The organism is Mycobacterium xenopi, assembly GCF_009936235.1.
GTDB classification, from domain to species: domain Bacteria; phylum Actinomycetota; class Actinomycetes; order Mycobacteriales; family Mycobacteriaceae; genus Mycobacterium; species Mycobacterium xenopi.
Map to the genome: position 1 here is coordinate 4,061,910 of NZ_AP022314.1, position 15,753 is coordinate 4,077,662.

Sequence of the window (15,753 nt, forward strand, 5' to 3'; positions counted from 1 at the left end):
GGGCGCGCTGGCGCCGGACTGTCAGTTACTGCCGCTGGGTGGGCATGGTGGCGGTCGACGTTTCGTCCCCGCGATGACGGCCGGTGCCCACCTCGTCGGGCAACTCGTGTGTCGGGTACTTGTGGGTGCCCTCCAGCGAGTCGAGGATCGCTTCCTGGGCGCTCTTGGGCAGCAGGTGCAGGTTTGCGCGGACCCGCGCCTGACGACGCGCGACTGCCTTGCGTTCGGGCATGCCGGGGGTAGCGGTGATCTGCGGCGGTACGCCTTCGACCTCTTCCACGCCGCCGGTGTGGTGGCCGGCCTCGACCTGGGCCTGCTCCTCGGCCATGGTGGCCTCGTCCTTTTCCTCCGACATGCCGATCGGGCCGATGCGGCGGCCGTTGAGGAATTGCCGAACGACCGGCTCGTCACTGGTCAACAGCACTTCACGAGGCCCGAACATCACCAGCTTGCGGCGAAACAGCATGCCGATGTTGTCCGGCACGGTGCGCGCGATGTTGATGTTGTGCGTGACGATCAGGATCGTGCAGTCGATCTGGGCGTTGATGTCGATCAGCAGCTGGCTCAGATACGCGGTGCGCACCGGGTCCAAACCGGAGTCGGGCTCGTCGCACAGGATGATCTCGGGGTCCAGCACCAGCGAGCGGGCCAGCCCGGCGCGCTTGCGCATACCCCCGGAGATCTCGCCGGGGAACTTCTTCTCGTCACCGGCAAGACCGACCATCTCCAGCTTTTCCATGACGATGTCACGGATTTCGCTTTCCTTCTTCTTGGTGTGCTCACGCAACGGGAACGCCGTGTTGTCGTAGATGTTCATCGACCCGAACAGCGCACCGTCTTGGAACATCACACCGAAGAGCCGCCGGATCTCGTAGAGTTCCTTGGCCGAGCACTCAGTGATATCGGTGCCGTCGACGATGATCGAGCCCCGCTCCGGCTTGAGCAGCCCGATCAACGACTTCAGGAACACCGACTTACCGGTACCCGACGGGCCCAGCAGCACGCTGACCTCGCCGGCGGGGATATCCAACGTGACGTCTTCCCAGATCCGCTGGGGTCCGAAGGACTTGGTGAGTCCCTCAACCTCGATCGCGATACCCATGCGAAATCCTTCCGACGGCCTGACTCCCCGCCACCTGCCCATGGCCTGTGGTATGTGTCACTGTAGCGCAACCGGTCAACCATTGCCTTGGGGCGGTGGCGTCCCGACCTGGACGGCGTCAGGTGTTCGGCGCCCAGTTGCCGTGAAAGCCCATGGGCACCCGCTGGGGCAGGTGCACAGTGGCGACCGGTTCGCAGGTCTGGGCATCGAGCAACAGCAGTTGACCTTCGTCGCGACCGCGGTGGTAACCGTAACCCATCAGGATGCCGTTGTCTTCGGCGTGGCCGCCTGATGGCGCCGGCACGAAGCACATTTCTCCGAGCAGCAAGTCCTGGTCAAGGTTGGCGACAGCCGTGAACCCGGTCTGGAAGTCGTGCTTGTACAGCGCCGTGCGCATCGCGGCCACACCGCCGGAGAGGTACCCGTCGTCGAGGCCGACGGTGTAGCCGAACCGGTGCCGGCTGCCGGTCAGATTCTCGTTGATCCTGGGGAACTCTTGCGAACGGTCGTCGCGGCGTTCGGTGGTCACCGAACCGCTGGCCAGGTTGACCGTCCAGCGGTCCAAGGTGGGGCGGCTGTCGCCGGGGCCGCGCAGGTCACGCTCGAACATCCGGTCATAGCGCACGACGTCGAGGACGAGGACCTCGGCGCCGTCACGGACTTCCGAGTAGGCGTTGAGCGGGTGGAACACGTAGCAAGGCTCGATGTCGAACCAGCGGACGTCGGCGTTGTCGCCGTCGCGGGGCATGACCCCGATGCGAGCTTGATACCTGGGATTCCACGCGTATGGGTAGCGGTCGCTGCGCTTGGGGTTGCGGTTGATCCGCGCCGTGATCGGGCTGGGCGTCGGGACCCGCCCGATCAGCGACTGCAGCACCAGCCGGGCGGGCAGGCCCAGCCAGCGCGGAACCTTCACCGGCAGCACCTGCACCGGATCGAACGTCACCGGCAGGTCGTAGACGACGACGTAGTTGTCGGTCAGCGAGAAGTCGTGCATCGCCGGCGATCCGCCGACGTCGATGTCGACGGTGCGGCGGACCCGGCCCTGCACATCGATCACCGAGTATTGGACCGTGTTCCCGCGCGCGAACGAATACGACACCGCGTGAAGCTCCCCGGTTGCCGGATCGCGGTGGGGGTGAGCAGTGTAGCCGCCGGCCAATGTTCCGTCGAAGTCGCAGCTGCCCACGGTGTCGAGCTCGTCGGTGAGCTCGTAGATGGCTACCCCGCCTTCGACGAGCGCCAGGGTGCGCCCGGCGTGGGTGAGCACGTTCGTGTTGGCGCCCAGCGACAACATGCCGGCACGCGGGTCGAGCCGGGCCGGTGCCGGCTCGCCGAGGGCCGCGCATACGGCCGGGCTGCGCACCCAGCGGTTGCGATACCAGCGGGCCTTGCCGTCGCGTATCGCCACCCCGTGAACCATGCCGTCGCCGCTGAACCAGTGATAGGTGACGGGGTCGACGTCGGCGACCGGGTTGGGCCCGTTGCGCAGATAGCGCCCGTCCAGATACTCGGGAATGTGCCCGGTGACCGGCAAGTCCACGGCGGTCAATTCGCGGCGGACGGGTGCGAGAAACCCCTCCAGGTAGGGGTTTACGGATCCGGCGCTCCGGGGGCTCGCTGACGCAGACGTGGCGGTCAACGCACACCTCCTATAACAGTGCTATAACGGTGTTATTGCACTGTACCCCGGCTGTGCGAGGATGGCAACGATGACGTCGCAGACCGAGCCGAGCGGGCGGGACAAGCTGTTACACGCAGCTGTCGGGCTGCTCGACGACCAGGGCCCCGATGCGCTACAGACCCGCAAGGTGGCCAGCGCCGCCGGCACCTCGACGATGGCCGTGTACACCCACTTCGGCGGGATGCGCGGTTTGATCGCGGCGGTCGCCGAGGAGGGCTTGCGCCAGTTCGCAGCGGCACTGGCGGTGCCGCTGACGTCTGACCCGGTCGCCGACCTGGTGGCGACGGGGATCGCCTACCGTCGCTACGCCCTGGAGCGCCCACACATGTACCGGTTGATGTTCGGCAGCACCAGCGCGCACGGCATCAATGCGCCGGCCCACAATCTGCTCGCGTTGAGCGTGGCCGAGATCAGCGATCGCTACCCCAGCTTTGCGCACTTGGTGCGGGCCGTGCGTCGGTCGATGCTGGCGGGCCGCATCACCGCCGGCTCGGCCGACGACGACGCCGCGGTAGTGGCGATAGCCGCCCAATTTTGGGCGTTGATTCACGGGTTCGTGATGCTCGAGCTGGCCGGCCACTACGCCGCCGGCAACGGCGCCGTCGGCCCTGTGCTCGCCTCCGCAACAGCGAATCTGCTTGTGGCGCTGGGTGATTCACCGGAACGCGTGGAGCAGTCGCAGCGGGCGGCGGCGCAGGCCGCGGCTTCAGGTTTGGGTCGGCTGAGCCGACTTACTTGACCGTGACGGTGGCGCCGGCTGCCTCGAGTTTGCTCTTGGCCTCGTCGGCGGCCTCCTTGGCGACCTTCTCCAGCAGCGGCTTGGGCGCGCTGTCGACCAAGTCCTTGGCCTCCTTGAGACCCAGGCCGGAGACGATCTCGCGGACGACCTTGATCACGCCGATCTTCTTGTCTCCGGCCGACTCCAGGATGACGTCGAACTCGGTCTGCTCTTCACCAGCCTCCTCCGCGGCGGCCGGTGCGGCGCCGGGAGCCGCGGCTACCGCCGCGACCGGGGCGGCGGCGGTGACCTCGAAGGTCTCCTCGAACTTCTTGACGAAGTCGGAGAGCTCCAGCAGTGTCATCTCTTTGAACGCGTCGAGCAGTTCGTCGGTGGACAGCTTTGCCATGGTGTGGGTCCTTCCTTGGTGCGGGGACGGCGGGGGTTATTCGGCCGGGGTGTCTGGCGCTGCGGCGGGCGCGGCCTGTTTCTTGTCCTGCAGCGCTGCGGCAAGCCGGGCCACTTGCGAGGCCGGCGCGTTGAACAGCCCTGCCGCCTTGGCGAGGTTGCCTTTCATCGCTCCGGCCAACTTGGCCAGCAGCACTTCGCGGGATTCCAGGTCGGCGATGCGCTCGACCTCGGCGACGGTCAGCGGGTGGCCGTCCATGTAGCCACCCTTGATGACCAGCGCCTTGTGCTCCTTGGCGAAGGTCTTGATGGCCTTGGCGGCGTCGACCGGCTCACCGGTGACGAAGGCGATCGCGGTCGGTCCGACGAACAGTTCGTCGAGCCCCTCGATGCCCGCCTCCGAAGCGGCCCGTTTGACCAGCGTGTTCTTGGCCACCGAGTAGGTGGCCGACGTGCCCAGCGCGCGGCGCAGTTCAGCGAGGTTGGCGACCGTCAGCCCGCGGTATTCGGTGATCAGGGCCGCCGTTGCGGCCTTGAACCGCTCCGCGATGTCTGCGACGGCGGTGGCCTTCTCAGCCCTGACCATGCCTGCCTCCTGACGTGTGCTGACGTGAAAGTCGTTGCCCGTCCACGGCTTTGACCAGTAGACACCGGCCCCGGAAACCACGAACGCCCCGCCGCAGGATGCGGTCGGGGCGCACACGGTCGGCAGTGCCGACGCAATGGCCTCGTCCTCCTGCGTGGGCCGCCGGGATGTTCCCGGGCTTTCAACCGATTCTCGGTGACCGACGGTCTTCGGTGGACCGGCCACCACAATAGCGTGGCGTCGCTTATCAGCCAAAACGGCGCTCGGATCGCCCGCGGCCAGCAGCGCCAACCGTCGGCGTCGCCACCCGACGTGCTCGCTCGACTGCCCGTAAACGGCTCGCCCACCCGGCTCACGATCCCGCGAGTGTCGCCGCCCCGATCAACCCGGCATTGTCGCCGAGCTCGGCGGGCAGCACCCGCAGGCCGCTGAGGTAGGCCAGGCCGGTGTGCTCGGCCAGCGCCGCACGCAGCGGGTCGAAGAGTAACGGGCCCGCGTTGGCCACTCCCCCGCCGACGACGACGCGGTCGAGGTCGCAGACCGCCGCGACCGAGGCGATCGTCGCCGCCAACGCCTCGGCGCCGTGCCGGAAGGCTTGCACCGCAACCGGATTGCCGTCAACCGCGGCATCGGCGAGCTCTTTGGCGCTCACACCCGGCGGAGCGTCCCAACCGTTGACGCGTGCCCACCGGACCAGGGCCGGTCCGGCGGCCAGGGTCTCGACACAGCCGCGCCCGCCGCAGGAGCACGGCTGACCGCCGGGGTCCACGACCACATGGCCGACGTGTCCGGCGTTGCCGGTGCGCCCGCCGTACCCGCAGCCGTCCAGCACGAGACCACCGCCGACGCCGGTGGACACCACGATGCCGAGCAGGAAGCGCGCGCCGCGCCCGGCGCCGTAGCGGTGCTCGCCCACGGCCATGCACAGTCCGTCGCCGGCCAGCCGCACCGGCACGCCGGGCACGGCGGCCGCGACCCGGTCGCGCAGCGGGAAGCCGTGCCAGCCGGTGATGTTGATCGGGCTGACGGTGCCGCTGGGCAGGTCAATGGGACCGGCCGACGCGACCCCCACCGCGCCCACCGCGCCCTGCGCTGCCCCCAAAGCCGCGGCGATCATCTCCTCGACGGCGACCCAAACATCTTCGGCGCGTGGGGAATTCGGAGTGGAACGGGTGGCGGTGTGCACCAGCGCGCCGGCCGGGTCGACGAGACCGGCGGCGATGGTGGTGCCGCCGACATCGAGGGCGAGGGTGAGCATGCGATCAGTGCCGGTGGGTGTGGTCGGGTTGACGCGGGTCGCCCGGGTGCTCGTAGCCGGGGGCCAGCCGCACCAGCGCGGCGCGGCGTTCGTCGAGCCACATCCGGAAGGCGCGGCGCCGAGCGGCGCCGCGCAGGTGCGCGGTGATCGCGGCCCGCACCTGCGCCAACGGTGGGGCCGCAGCGGCCGGGGCGCGCCAGCCGTCGGGGCGGGTCGCGGCGGCGGCGAATCGCATCGGGTTGCGGGCGTGGTAGTCGGCCACCTCGTCGTCGCTGACCTCGACCGCGGCGGTCAGGTGGGCGAACAGCGCCCTGGCCCGCGGGTCGGCCAGCGCGGCCGCGGCGATGCTGCCGATCTCCAGCCGGGCCGTCAGATCGGGCAGCACCTCGGCTTCGGCGGGGGCGTCGGCCGCGGTCAGGCCGCGGGCATCGGCTTCGGCGGCGATCAGTCGTTCGGTCACGATCAGCTGGGTCAACCAGCGGCGCAGCTGGCGGCCCTCACTGGTGTCGCGGGCCGGTAACGACGAGGCGAGCGGGCCGTGCCGCAGCCGGGTTTCGCGGGCGTCGACCTCCTCGACCGGCACTGCCACAGCCCCGACCGTCGCGACGATCATCGGATCCTCACTTTCACCGCGGGTGAGTACAGCAGCTGGCCGGCACACCCAACCCGGACCAGGGCCCACCATTCGCCGGGCGCGGCCCCCGCCGGTGGCGTGACGTCGAAACCGAGGCTGACCGTGCCGCGGGCGGGCAAGACCGCGCCGCAGGCTGCCGGGGTGATCCAGTCCCAGGTGCCCCACGGGCTGATCAGATGGGCCTCGATCGCCAGGGGAGCGTGCGCGTCGGTGCCGACGACGACGCTCAGCCGCGCGCACGCACCGGCAGCGAGTTCGACGTCGGTCGGCCCGTCGACGAGGTACACCAGTCGCTGGCCGGTTGGGGCGTCGACGGCGACCGTGCACACGTCTTCCACGACTTGTCGCCATGCGCAAGGCAACCCGTCGCCGGTGATGCGCAGTTGCGCGCGGATCGGGTAGAGCCCTGCCTCGGTCCCCGGGGGCATGGCTACGGCCACGTCGGTTTCCCGATATTCGCCGGGCCGCAGCGTCACCGGCAGCTGGCCGGGGCCGGCCACCCAGCCGTGCGGGCATACCAGGGTGAGGGTGCCGCGCACCTCGGTATCGGTGCAGTCGCTGGCCACGGTCAGCCGCAGCACCACCTCGGAGCCCGGCTCGGCGGCCACGGTGTGCGGGTGCAGGTAGGCGACGGCGGGCAGCCCGCCGAGCGGGGCGGGGCCGCGGTTATGCAGCCAGTAGCGCGCGTAAAGGGGTTGCGCGGCTTCGGCTTCCGGTCCCAGGGCGGCCTGGGCGTCGAGCACCTGGGGCATCTCGAGGCGGGCGGTGAGCGTGGCGATCTGGTAGCCGTGCAGCACGCTGGCCGGCTGATGCGGCCGCCGGTCTTCCAGCAGGTCCGCCGAACACACGCCTGACACCGTGCCCAGCGTCGAGCCGACGCGGACCCCGGTGTCGCTGCCGTGGGTTTCGACCAGCCGCATGGCGACGACGGCGGGGTCGACGGGCTTTGCCCGCCCGCGGGCCAGCGGGTTGCCGGCGGCTTTCAGCGCGCCGAGTTGCACCACGCCCGCCGGTTCGACGTGCAGCAGCGACCCGATCGCGGGAAGCCGGCCGGTGCGCGCGCCGGCCGGCACGGCGAGCAGCGGATGGGAGAACTCCGCGCTGCGGGCCGGGAGGGCGGCGTGTCGCCAGTCGCCGCGGGCGGCGACCAGCGCGTAGTCGAAGTCGTGGGTCCAGTGCTGGAGTTGGAAGCCCGAGCCGTCGGGCGCGCTGCGGCGCGGCTCGTCGATCCAGATACCCGACGGCCAGCCGGTGCAGGAGCGCATCAGCGCGGTGTGCAGGGTGCCGTCGGTGTCGACGGCGAAGCTGGGCACCCCGCGGTTGAGCAGCGCCACCGTTCGCGCCTCGAACGGCGGCAGCTGGGCGGGCACTTGCTGGCTGACGACGACCTCGGCGTCGGCGAGGTCGTCGGTGAGCGCCGCGACCGCGGCGGCCAGGTCGGAGTCGTCGCGGCCGGCGATCACCAGCACCGGCAGCGCCCGTGGCTCGCGCAGGTCGGCGCCGGGCACCCAGGCCGTGGCCAGCGGCGCGACGGCGGGCACCCACACCCTGGCCCGGCCGGTCTGCTCGAGCTGACGGTCGAGTTCGGCGCTGTAGGCGGGGTGGGCCGTGGCCAGCACCGCTTTGGTGAACACGTTTTGGTCGGGGCCGCCCAGCGCGACACGAGTGTCCGGCAAGTTGGAGTCGACGCCGAGGTGTCCGTAGCGGGACTTGTCGGCGCCGCTGCACGTGGCCGTGACCCCGGCGCGCACCAGCGCGATCATCAGCGCGCGTGCCAGCGGACCCGACGTCGTCTCCGTCGGCGACACCACCTCGGCCACCGACACCGCCCGCACCGCGTCCCCCACCCGCACCCGCGCCGCCGAGGACAGCCCGAACCAGCCGTAGGCCGGGTTGTCCAGCGTCCAGGGATATCGTGCGGTGTCCACCGCCCGGCCGTCGGCGTGCAGCAGCGCGAAGCCTCGGCCCACGACGGCGTCGCCGACCTCGCTGACCGGCATGGCGCCCGCCACCGGGCACGGCCAGCGCAGCCGCAGCAACTGGTCGGTGCCGGTGAACTCGTCGATCCTGGTCCGGCAGTCCACCCGCGCGATGCCGTGCCACAGGGTCAGCGTCTGCGTGTAGCGCAGCAACGGGCCGATGCGGCCGCGGATGACCAGCCGCTGCCCGAGCGGGCCGTGATAGGCGCGCACCTCGGACGCTTCCGACGAAGAGCACACAACGGGGCCTTTGGACAGCAGGTGCCACGGGCCTTCACCCGCGCTCGGGTGCGACGGGTATTCCTCGTAGAGGGCAAGCTCGTTGCCGACCCGGCCCTCGGCGATCAGCTCGCGGCCGTCGTGAACCCAAGACGACACCCCACCGCCGCGCGCCGGGTCGACGCTCAGCCGGTAGTGCTCGTTGGCAATCACGTTGCCCGACAACGGCTTCCAGCCCGACAGCACCTCGCAGGGCAGGACCCGATAGGCCCGCCACCCGAGCGAGGGCACGTCGCGAGCCAGAAACGTCACCGAGTGTCCGTCGGGCTCGACCACCGCGGGCATCTCGTCGCCGTCGGCGTCGAAAACCCTGCCTGGAGTGTCCAAGCGAACGGTCACCACATTAGTTCTCTTGTGCGCCAAGGAATTCCACACTACGACATCGCCGCTGACCGCCTGTGACAGCAGCGCCAGCGAGTTGTCTCGTACTGCCCGGCCGAGTTCCCACGCGTCGCGCCAGCCGGTGAGCAGGTCGAGGTAGACCTGGTCGGACTCCGAGCCGGTGATGGCGTCGTGGTGGGCGCCGTAAGCCAGCTGCACCCACGCCTTGGCCAGCGCGGCCTGCGGGTAGTCCGCGCCGGCCAACAGCCCGGCGAACACGGCGAACTTCTCGGCGTCGAGGACCGTGGTTTCGGCGGCCCGGTTGGCCTGTTTGGTGTCGATGAACGACACGTCCTTGCCGGTGTAGATCGGGTTCATGTCGCGGGTTTGCGGCGAGGGCGCCAAGCCGTGGGCGTCCAGCTCGGCGCGCACCGCGGCGAAAAACTCCCGGGGCAGCGCGCACACGAACCGCGGCCAGGTGTAGCGGGCCGCCCAGTCGCGGTGGATGGCGGTGACCCACTTGTTCGGCGGGGTGTAGTCGGTGCCGACCGGCAACAGCACGTTGCGGGTGAGCGCGACCTGCTTGAGCTCCTCGAACAACCGGTAGGTGGCCTGCTCGGCTTCGGCCAGCGACGCCGACTCGTCCATCCACCAGCCCGCCGAATAGTGTGCGGGCATGTAGTGGGTGAGCAGGCCGCGCCCCGACGGCGCGATCCACTCGAATTCGCTGCAGAACTGCATGCCGGCCAGCCCGGCGTCGCTGTGCATCGGCCCCCACTGGTGGTGCGGCCCGCGCGCCCACGAACTCGAGGTCAGCCCGGCGTCGGCGGCCATGCCGGGAAATTGCGGGTCGTGGCCGAACACGTCGAGCTGCCACGCGGTGGCCGGTGCGGCGCCTAGCACGTCACGTTGAAATCCGCTGCCGTGCACGAAGTTTCGGATCGTGGTCTCCGCGCTGGTGAGGTTGGTGTTGGGCTCGTTGTAGGTGCCGCCCATCACCTCCACCCGGCCGTCTGCGATCAGTCGCCGCAAGTCGGCGCGGTCCTCGGGGTGGGTGTCCCAGTAGGGCTTGAGGTAGTCGACTTCGGCGAGCACGAATTTGTACTCGGGCTCGCGGCGGGCCATCTCCAGATGTGCGCGCACCAGCTCGAAGCCGTTCCGGCACCGGCTCGGCGGGTCCGGCTGCCAGACGCTGGTGTAGGCGCCCTGGGTGTTCCACCACACCGGGTCGTAGTGGAAGTGGCTGATCATGAACACCGTCCAGCCGGGCTCGGCGACGGTGAAGGTGAACGGCACGGCCACACCCGCGGCATGCGCTCGTGCGGCGCGGCGCCGCCCGACGACCGGTTCGTCGACCGCGACCGGGATTTCGACGACACCGTGGCCGGGCCGGGCCACCGCCTCACCGGCCAGGCCGTGGCCGTCGACGCGGACCGGGGTCGGCTGGCCGCAGTCGGTGTAGGTGATGCGCGCCAGCTGCAGCGGCGCGTCGGGCGGTCCGACGAACAGCTCCGTCGACTCCGCGGAGAGCACCCGCATTCCCGCACTTTACGACCGGCGCCGGTGCCTCGGACGAACAGACGCACGGGCCGCTCAAACCTCGGCGCGTCGGGTGCCTACTTGTCTGCTCGCCGACGGACTTCGACGATCAGCGGCCGGTGATCCGAGATCGCCAGCCGGGGCGCCGCGCACGCGTGGGCCTGCAGCCGGGCGTCGTCGGTGAGGATGTGGTCGAGCTGACGGTCGGGGTTGTCGGCCGGGAAGGTGGGCGCCATGGCGAGCAGCCGCAACCCGGTCCGGCGGACCGGCGCGCGCGGACCGGTGTTCAGGTCGCCCATCAGCACCCGGGGCCTGGGGAAGCCGCGTAGATCGCGCACCAGCCGGCGCAGCTGGACACGGTTCCATCCCGGCACGAACGACAGATGGGTGTTGGCGACGGTCAGCGGCCCCAGATCGGTGTCGAGTCGGGCGATCACCGCGGCCCGCGGTTCCTCGTTGACGATCCGCACCCGGCGCGGTCCCGGCAGATACATCGGAAACCTGGCCAGGATCCGCGGCAACCGCAGCACCTGCCAGGTCAGCGCCGGAAACCGCGACAGCAGCGCGATGCCATACCCGGCGGTGCCCGGTTGTTCTCGGCCGTTCGCCGCCATCCACGTGGCTCCCGGCGTGCCGGAGATCGCCGCGACGAACCGGTGGCTCACCGCGCCCATCGCCTCGGCCGCGACCGCCGTCAAGTCCGCCCGCGCCGAGCGCGGCTGGTCGTCCGTGCAGGATGTTGCGCGAGGCGCTGCGGCGGGCGGCGTCGGCACTCAAGGCCCACGGGCTGCTGTTTGCCCTGGCCGGCGGGTACGCGCTGTGGGTGCACGGCGCACCGGAGCCGGTGCACGACGTCGATTTCGTGGTCGCCGAGTCGGATGTCGAGGTGGCGGCGGCGACGCTGGCCGCCGCCGGGTTCACGATCGACCGCACGCCCGAAGACTGGCTGTTCAAGGCCTGCGCCGACGGTGCGGTGGTGGATGTGCTGCACCGGATCAACGGAGTGCCGGTCGACGCCGCCATGATCCGGGCGGCCCGTTTCGAGGACGTGTTGGCAATCCGCATGCCGGTGCTGTCCGCGACGCAGGTGGTGGTGGAGAAGTTGTGCGCGCTGACCGAACACCACTGCGACTTTGCGGCCCTGCTGCCCGCTATGCGCGCCGTCCGCGAACAAGTCGACTGGCCGCAAGTGCGCGCCGACACCGCCGACAACGACTTCGTGGTGGCGTTTTTGGTGCTCACCGATCGGCTGGGCATTACTGTCTAGCTCAGCATGCCCGCCCTCGCCCCGCCCGTCGCCGACGAACGTGACGCGCTGCACCAGTACCTGGCCTATCACCAGAGCGCCTTCCTGGCGGTGTCCTACGGCCTGACCGACGAGCAGGCCCGCGCGACCCCGACGGTCAGCGCGTTGTCCATCGGCGGGCTGATCAAACACGCCACCGGTGTGCAGCGGCATTGGATGGCGCGGGTCGCCGCCGCCCCCGGGTCCCCGCCCACCGACACCCTGCCGTTCGCCGAGGCCGCCAGGAGCTACCAAGGCGAGTATGTGATGGCACCGGACGACACGCTGGCCGGGCTGTGCGACGCCTTGGTCGCGCAAAACGCCGAGTCGCTGCGGCTGGTCGACACGTGCGATCTCGACGCCGCCGTGCCGGTGCCGCGCAACGTGCCCTGGTTTCCCGAGGACGTCGACGCCTGGTCGGTGCGGTGGGTGATCCTGCACGTGGTCGGGGAGCTGGCCCGCCACGCCGGCCACGCCGACATCATCCGCGAAACCATCGACGGCGCAACGATGTACGAGCTCATCGCGGCCCGGGAGAATTGGCAACCTCAGCCGTGGTTGACGCCGTGGCGGTCCTCCGACACGACGTGAGCGGGCTCACGCCGATTGGGAGTTGACAGCGACCCTTTGGCACACTTGCTCAAATGAGCTCCACCAAACACCGCGAGGTAGCCAAGCTTGATCGGGTGCCCTTGCCGGTCGAGGCGGCGCGCATCGGTGCGACGGGGTGGCAGATCACCCGTACCGCCGCCCGCGTCATCCCCAAACTGCCGGGCCGTGGCGGCTGGCAGCAGAAGGTCATCAAGCAGATGCCCAAAACCTTCGCCGACCTGGGGCCCACCTACGTCAAGTTCGGGCAGATCATCGCGTCGAGCCCGGGTGCGTTCGGGGAATCGCTGTCCCGCGAATTCCGCAGCCTGCTCGACGCGGTGCCGCCCGCGAAACCGGCCGAAGTGCACAAGCTGTTCGTCGAGGACCTCGGCGCCGAGCCGGCGGAGTTGTTCGCCGAGTTCGACGAGGAGCCGTTCGCCTCCGCGTCGATCGCCCAGGTGCACTACGCCAAGCTGCGCACCGGCGAAGACGTCGTCGTCAAGATCCAGCGGCCGGGAATCCGCCGCCGGGTGGCCGCCGACCTGCAGATCCTGAAACGCTTCGCGCAACTCGTCGAGCTGGCCAAGTTGGGCCGTCGACTCTCCGCCCAGGACATCGTCGCCGACTTCGCCGACAACCTGGCCGAGGAGCTGGACTTCCGCCTGGAGGGACAGTCGATGGAGGCGTGGGTGGCGCACTTGCACGCCTCGCCGCTGGGCCGCAACATCCGGGTGCCGACCGTGTACTGGAACTACACCACCGAGCGGGTCCTGACCATGGAGCGGGTGGAGGGCATCCGCATCGACGACGCGGCGGCGATTCGCAAGGCGGGGTTCGACGGCACCGAGCTGGTCAAGGCGCTGCTGTTTAGCCTGTTCGAGGGTGGGCTGCGGCATGGCCTGTTCCACGGGGACCTGCACGCCGGCAATCTCTACGTCGACGAACAGGGCCGCATCGTGTTCTTCGACTTCGGGATCATGGGCCGCATCGAGCCGCGCACCCGCTGGCTGCTGCGCGAGCTGGTGTATGCGCTGCTGGTCAAAAAGGACCACGCCGCCGCCGGCAAGATCGTCGTGCTGATGGGCGCGGTGGGCACCACCAAACCCGAAAAACAGGCCGCCAAGGACCTGGAGGCGTTTGCCACGCCGTTGACGATGAAGTCGCTGGGCGAGATGTCGTATGCCGCGATCGGCCGGCAGCTCTCGGCGCTGGCCGACGCCTACGACGTGAAGCTGCCCCGCGAGCTGGTGTTGATCGGCAAGCAGTTCCTCTACGTCGAGCGGTATATGAAGCTGCTGGCCCCCAAGTGGCAGATGATGTCGGACCCGCAGCTGACCGGCTACTTCGCCAATTTCATGGTCGAGGTCAGCCGCGAGTACGACCCCGATAGCGCCGGTGTCGCGCATGGCGGATGAACCGCAGACCGACGCGGGCGCCGTCCCGGTGCGGTCCGGCACAGCACGCTCGGGCGAGCTGGACATCTACTACGAGGACATGGGTCACCCCGACGACCCGGCGGTACTGCTGATCATGGGCCTGGGCGCGCAGCTGTTGCTGTGGCGCAAGGCGTTCTGCGACAAGCTGGTCGCCGACGGGCTGCGGGTCATCCGCTACGACAACCGCGACGTCGGCCTGTCCAGCAAGTTCGATCGGCGCAAGGCCGGTGGCTCCCGGATCGTCAACATGATCAAGTTCTGGCTGGGCCTGCGCGCCAAGTCGGTGTACACGCTGGAAGACATGGCCGACGACGCCGCCGCAGTGCTCGATCACCTCGGCATCGAACAAGCCCACGTCGTCGGCGCGTCGATGGGCGGGATGATCGCGCAGATCTTCGCGGCGCGCTTCCCCGAGCGGACCCGCTCGCTGGCGGTGATCTTCTCCAGCAACAACCGGCGTTTCCTGCCGCCGCCGGCGCCGCGAGCGTTGATGGCGGTGCTCAACGCGCCGCCGCCGAGCTCGCCGCGCGAGGTGATCGTCGACAACGCGGTGCGGGTCACCCGCATCATCGGCAGCCCCGCCTACCCGGCGCCGGAGGAACGCATCCGCGCGGAGGCGATCGAGGGCTACGAGCGCAGCTTCTACCCGTGGGGCATACCACGGCATTTCGGGGCGGTGCTGGCTAGCGGCAGCCTGGTCCGCTACGACCGGCGGATCACCGCGCCGACCGTGGTGATCCATGGGTTGGCCGACAAGCTGATGCGGCCCTCGGGCGGGCGTGCCGTCGCACGGGCCATCCCCGGGGCACGTCTGGTGCTGTTCGAGGGCATGGGACACGAGCTGCCCGAACAGCTGTGGGATCGGGTGATCGGCGAGCTCAAAGCCAATTTCGCCAGGGCCGCCCAGGTCGGTTAGCATGCCTCGAGCACGCAGTCGGCCAGTTCACGCTGCATCCGCGGAGGCCCAAGCGACACCGGTGAACGCCGCCAAGCCTCAGAAAGGCGCACCACTGTCATGGCAGAGAAGCTGACGCCGCACTTCGAGGACGTGCAGGCGCACTACGACTTATCCGACGAGTTTTTCGCCCTGTTCCTCGACCCGACCCGCACCTATAGCTGCGCGTATTTCGAGCGTGACGACATGACGCTGGAGGAAGCGCAGATCGCCAAGATCGACCTGGCGCTGGGCAAGCTGGGCCTGCGCGCGGGCATGACACTGCTGGACGTCGGCTGCGGCTGGGGCGCCACCATGCGCCGGGCGATCGAGAAGTACGACGTCAACGTCGTCGGGTTGACGTTGAGCAAGAACCAGGCCGCCTACGTGCAGCAGATGTTCGACGAGATGGATACTCCCCGTTCGCGACGGGTGCTGCTGCAGGGCTGGGAGCAGTTCCACGAGCCCGTCGACCGGATCGTGTCGATCGGCGCGTTCGAGCATTTCGGCCACGACCGCTACGACGACTTCTTCACGATGGCCTACGACGTGCTGCCCGACGACGGCGTGATGCTGCTGCACACCATCACCGGTTTGACCGGGCCGCAGTGCATCGAGCGCGGCATCCCGCTAACGTTCGAGATGGCCCGCTTCATCAAGTTCATCGTCACCGAGATCTTTCCGGGCGGGCGGCTGCCGTCGATCGAAATGGTCGAGGAGCACTCGGCCAAAGCCGGTTTCACGCTGACCCGCAGGCAGTCGCTGCAGCCGCACTACGTGAAGACCCTCGAACACTGGGCAGCCGCCCTGCAGGCACACAAAACCGAGGCCATTGCCATCCAGTCCGAAGAAGTCTACGAACGCTACATGAAATACCTGACCGGGTGCGCGAGGGGATTTCGGACCGGCTACATCGACGTCAACCAATTCACACTGCAAAAGTAGGTTCCCAATGCCAGCAACTCCGTGGCGGCGACGTCGACGTCAGGTATGGTTGCT

13 protein-coding genes and 1 pseudogene are annotated in these 15,753 nt (G+C 69.4%); 6 read left to right on the forward strand and 8 right to left on the reverse strand.

Features of this window, described 5'->3' with window-relative positions; all coding sequences use genetic code 11:
• Window positions 1-25 precede the first annotated feature (25 nt).
• Window positions 26-1,102 (reverse strand): ABC transporter ATP-binding protein, encoded by a 1,077-nt coding sequence (locus MYXE_RS19355; RefSeq protein ID WP_112650236.1) that lies wholly within the window; start codon window positions 1,100-1,102, stop codon window positions 26-28.
• Between the two features lie 118 nt (window positions 1,103-1,220).
• Window positions 1,221-2,744 (reverse strand): carotenoid oxygenase family protein, encoded by a 1,524-nt coding sequence (locus MYXE_RS19360; RefSeq protein ID WP_085198152.1) that lies wholly within the window; start codon window positions 2,742-2,744, stop codon window positions 1,221-1,223.
• 70 nt (window positions 2,745-2,814) lie between these two features.
• Between MYXE_RS19360 and MYXE_RS19365 the strand changes: the two genes are divergently transcribed.
• On the forward strand, window positions 2,815-3,525 hold the full coding sequence (locus tag MYXE_RS19365) for a TetR/AcrR family transcriptional regulator (RefSeq protein WP_232061656.1): 711 nt from the start codon (window positions 2,815-2,817) through the stop codon (window positions 3,523-3,525).
• Here the strand turns inward: MYXE_RS19365 and rplL are convergent.
• The 6 genes and pseudogenes from rplL to MYXE_RS19395 all read right to left on the reverse strand — a co-directional run.
• A complete protein-coding gene (rplL, locus tag MYXE_RS19370) occupies window positions 3,518-3,913 on the reverse strand; it encodes a 50S ribosomal protein L7/L12 (RefSeq protein WP_003921219.1) in 396 nt (131 codons plus the stop codon). The two genes, MYXE_RS19365 and rplL, sit on opposite strands and share 8 nt — an antisense overlap.
• A 36-nt stretch (window positions 3,914-3,949) precedes the next feature.
• Complete coding sequence (gene rplJ, locus MYXE_RS19375; RefSeq protein ID WP_003921218.1) at window positions 3,950-4,498, reverse strand: 50S ribosomal protein L10; 549 nt, start codon at window positions 4,496-4,498, stop codon at window positions 3,950-3,952.
• 352 nt (window positions 4,499-4,850) lie between these two features.
• Window positions 4,851-5,756, reverse strand: coding sequence for an ROK family protein (locus MYXE_RS19380; protein WP_085198146.1), 906 nt, complete (start codon window positions 5,754-5,756; stop codon window positions 4,851-4,853).
• A 4-nt stretch (window positions 5,757-5,760) separates the two neighbouring features.
• Window positions 5,761-6,369: a DUF7158 domain-containing protein gene (locus tag MYXE_RS19385; protein WP_003921216.1), complete on the reverse strand. Its 609-nt coding sequence runs from the start codon at window positions 6,367-6,369 to the stop codon at window positions 5,761-5,763.
• Window positions 6,366-10,508 carry a glycoside hydrolase family 38 N-terminal domain-containing protein gene (locus MYXE_RS19390; RefSeq protein ID WP_085198144.1) on the reverse strand — a complete coding sequence of 1,381 codons (4,143 nt, stop codon included), beginning with the start codon at window positions 10,506-10,508 and terminating at the stop codon, window positions 6,366-6,368. Before MYXE_RS19390 ends, MYXE_RS19385 begins: the two co-directional genes overlap by 4 nt.
• A gap of 77 nt (window positions 10,509-10,585) precedes the next feature.
• Window positions 10,586-11,233: pseudogene (locus MYXE_RS19395) on the reverse strand (endonuclease/exonuclease/phosphatase family protein); the annotation flags it as partial.
• Window positions 11,234-11,244: 11 nt separating this feature from the next.
• Between MYXE_RS19395 and MYXE_RS19400 the strand changes: the two are divergent.
• From MYXE_RS19400 to mmaA2, 5 genes are all read left to right on the forward strand, one after another.
• Complete coding sequence (locus MYXE_RS19400) at window positions 11,245-11,775, forward strand: nucleotidyltransferase (protein WP_003921210.1); 531 nt, start codon at window positions 11,245-11,247, stop codon at window positions 11,773-11,775.
• Between the two features lie 6 nt (window positions 11,776-11,781).
• The gene (locus tag MYXE_RS19405; RefSeq protein ID WP_003921208.1) at window positions 11,782-12,384 is read left to right on the forward strand and encodes a DinB family protein; all 603 of its coding nucleotides are present in this window, start codon (window positions 11,782-11,784) and stop codon (window positions 12,382-12,384) included.
• Window positions 12,385-12,437: 53 nt separating this feature from the next.
• A complete protein-coding gene (locus tag MYXE_RS19410) occupies window positions 12,438-13,799 on the forward strand; it encodes an ABC1 kinase family protein (RefSeq protein WP_003921207.1) in 1,362 nt (453 codons plus the stop codon).
• Entirely contained in the window at window positions 13,789-14,736 is a 948-nt protein-coding gene (locus MYXE_RS19415) for an alpha/beta fold hydrolase (protein WP_085198141.1), read from the forward strand. Before MYXE_RS19410 ends, MYXE_RS19415 begins: the two co-directional genes overlap by 11 nt.
• Before the next feature lie 99 nt (window positions 14,737-14,835).
• Window positions 14,836-15,699 carry a cyclopropane mycolic acid synthase MmaA2 gene (mmaA2, locus tag MYXE_RS19420; protein ID WP_085198139.1) on the forward strand — a complete coding sequence of 288 codons (864 nt, stop codon included), beginning with the start codon at window positions 14,836-14,838 and terminating at the stop codon, window positions 15,697-15,699.
• The last annotated feature ends 54 nt before the right edge of the window (window positions 15,700-15,753 follow it).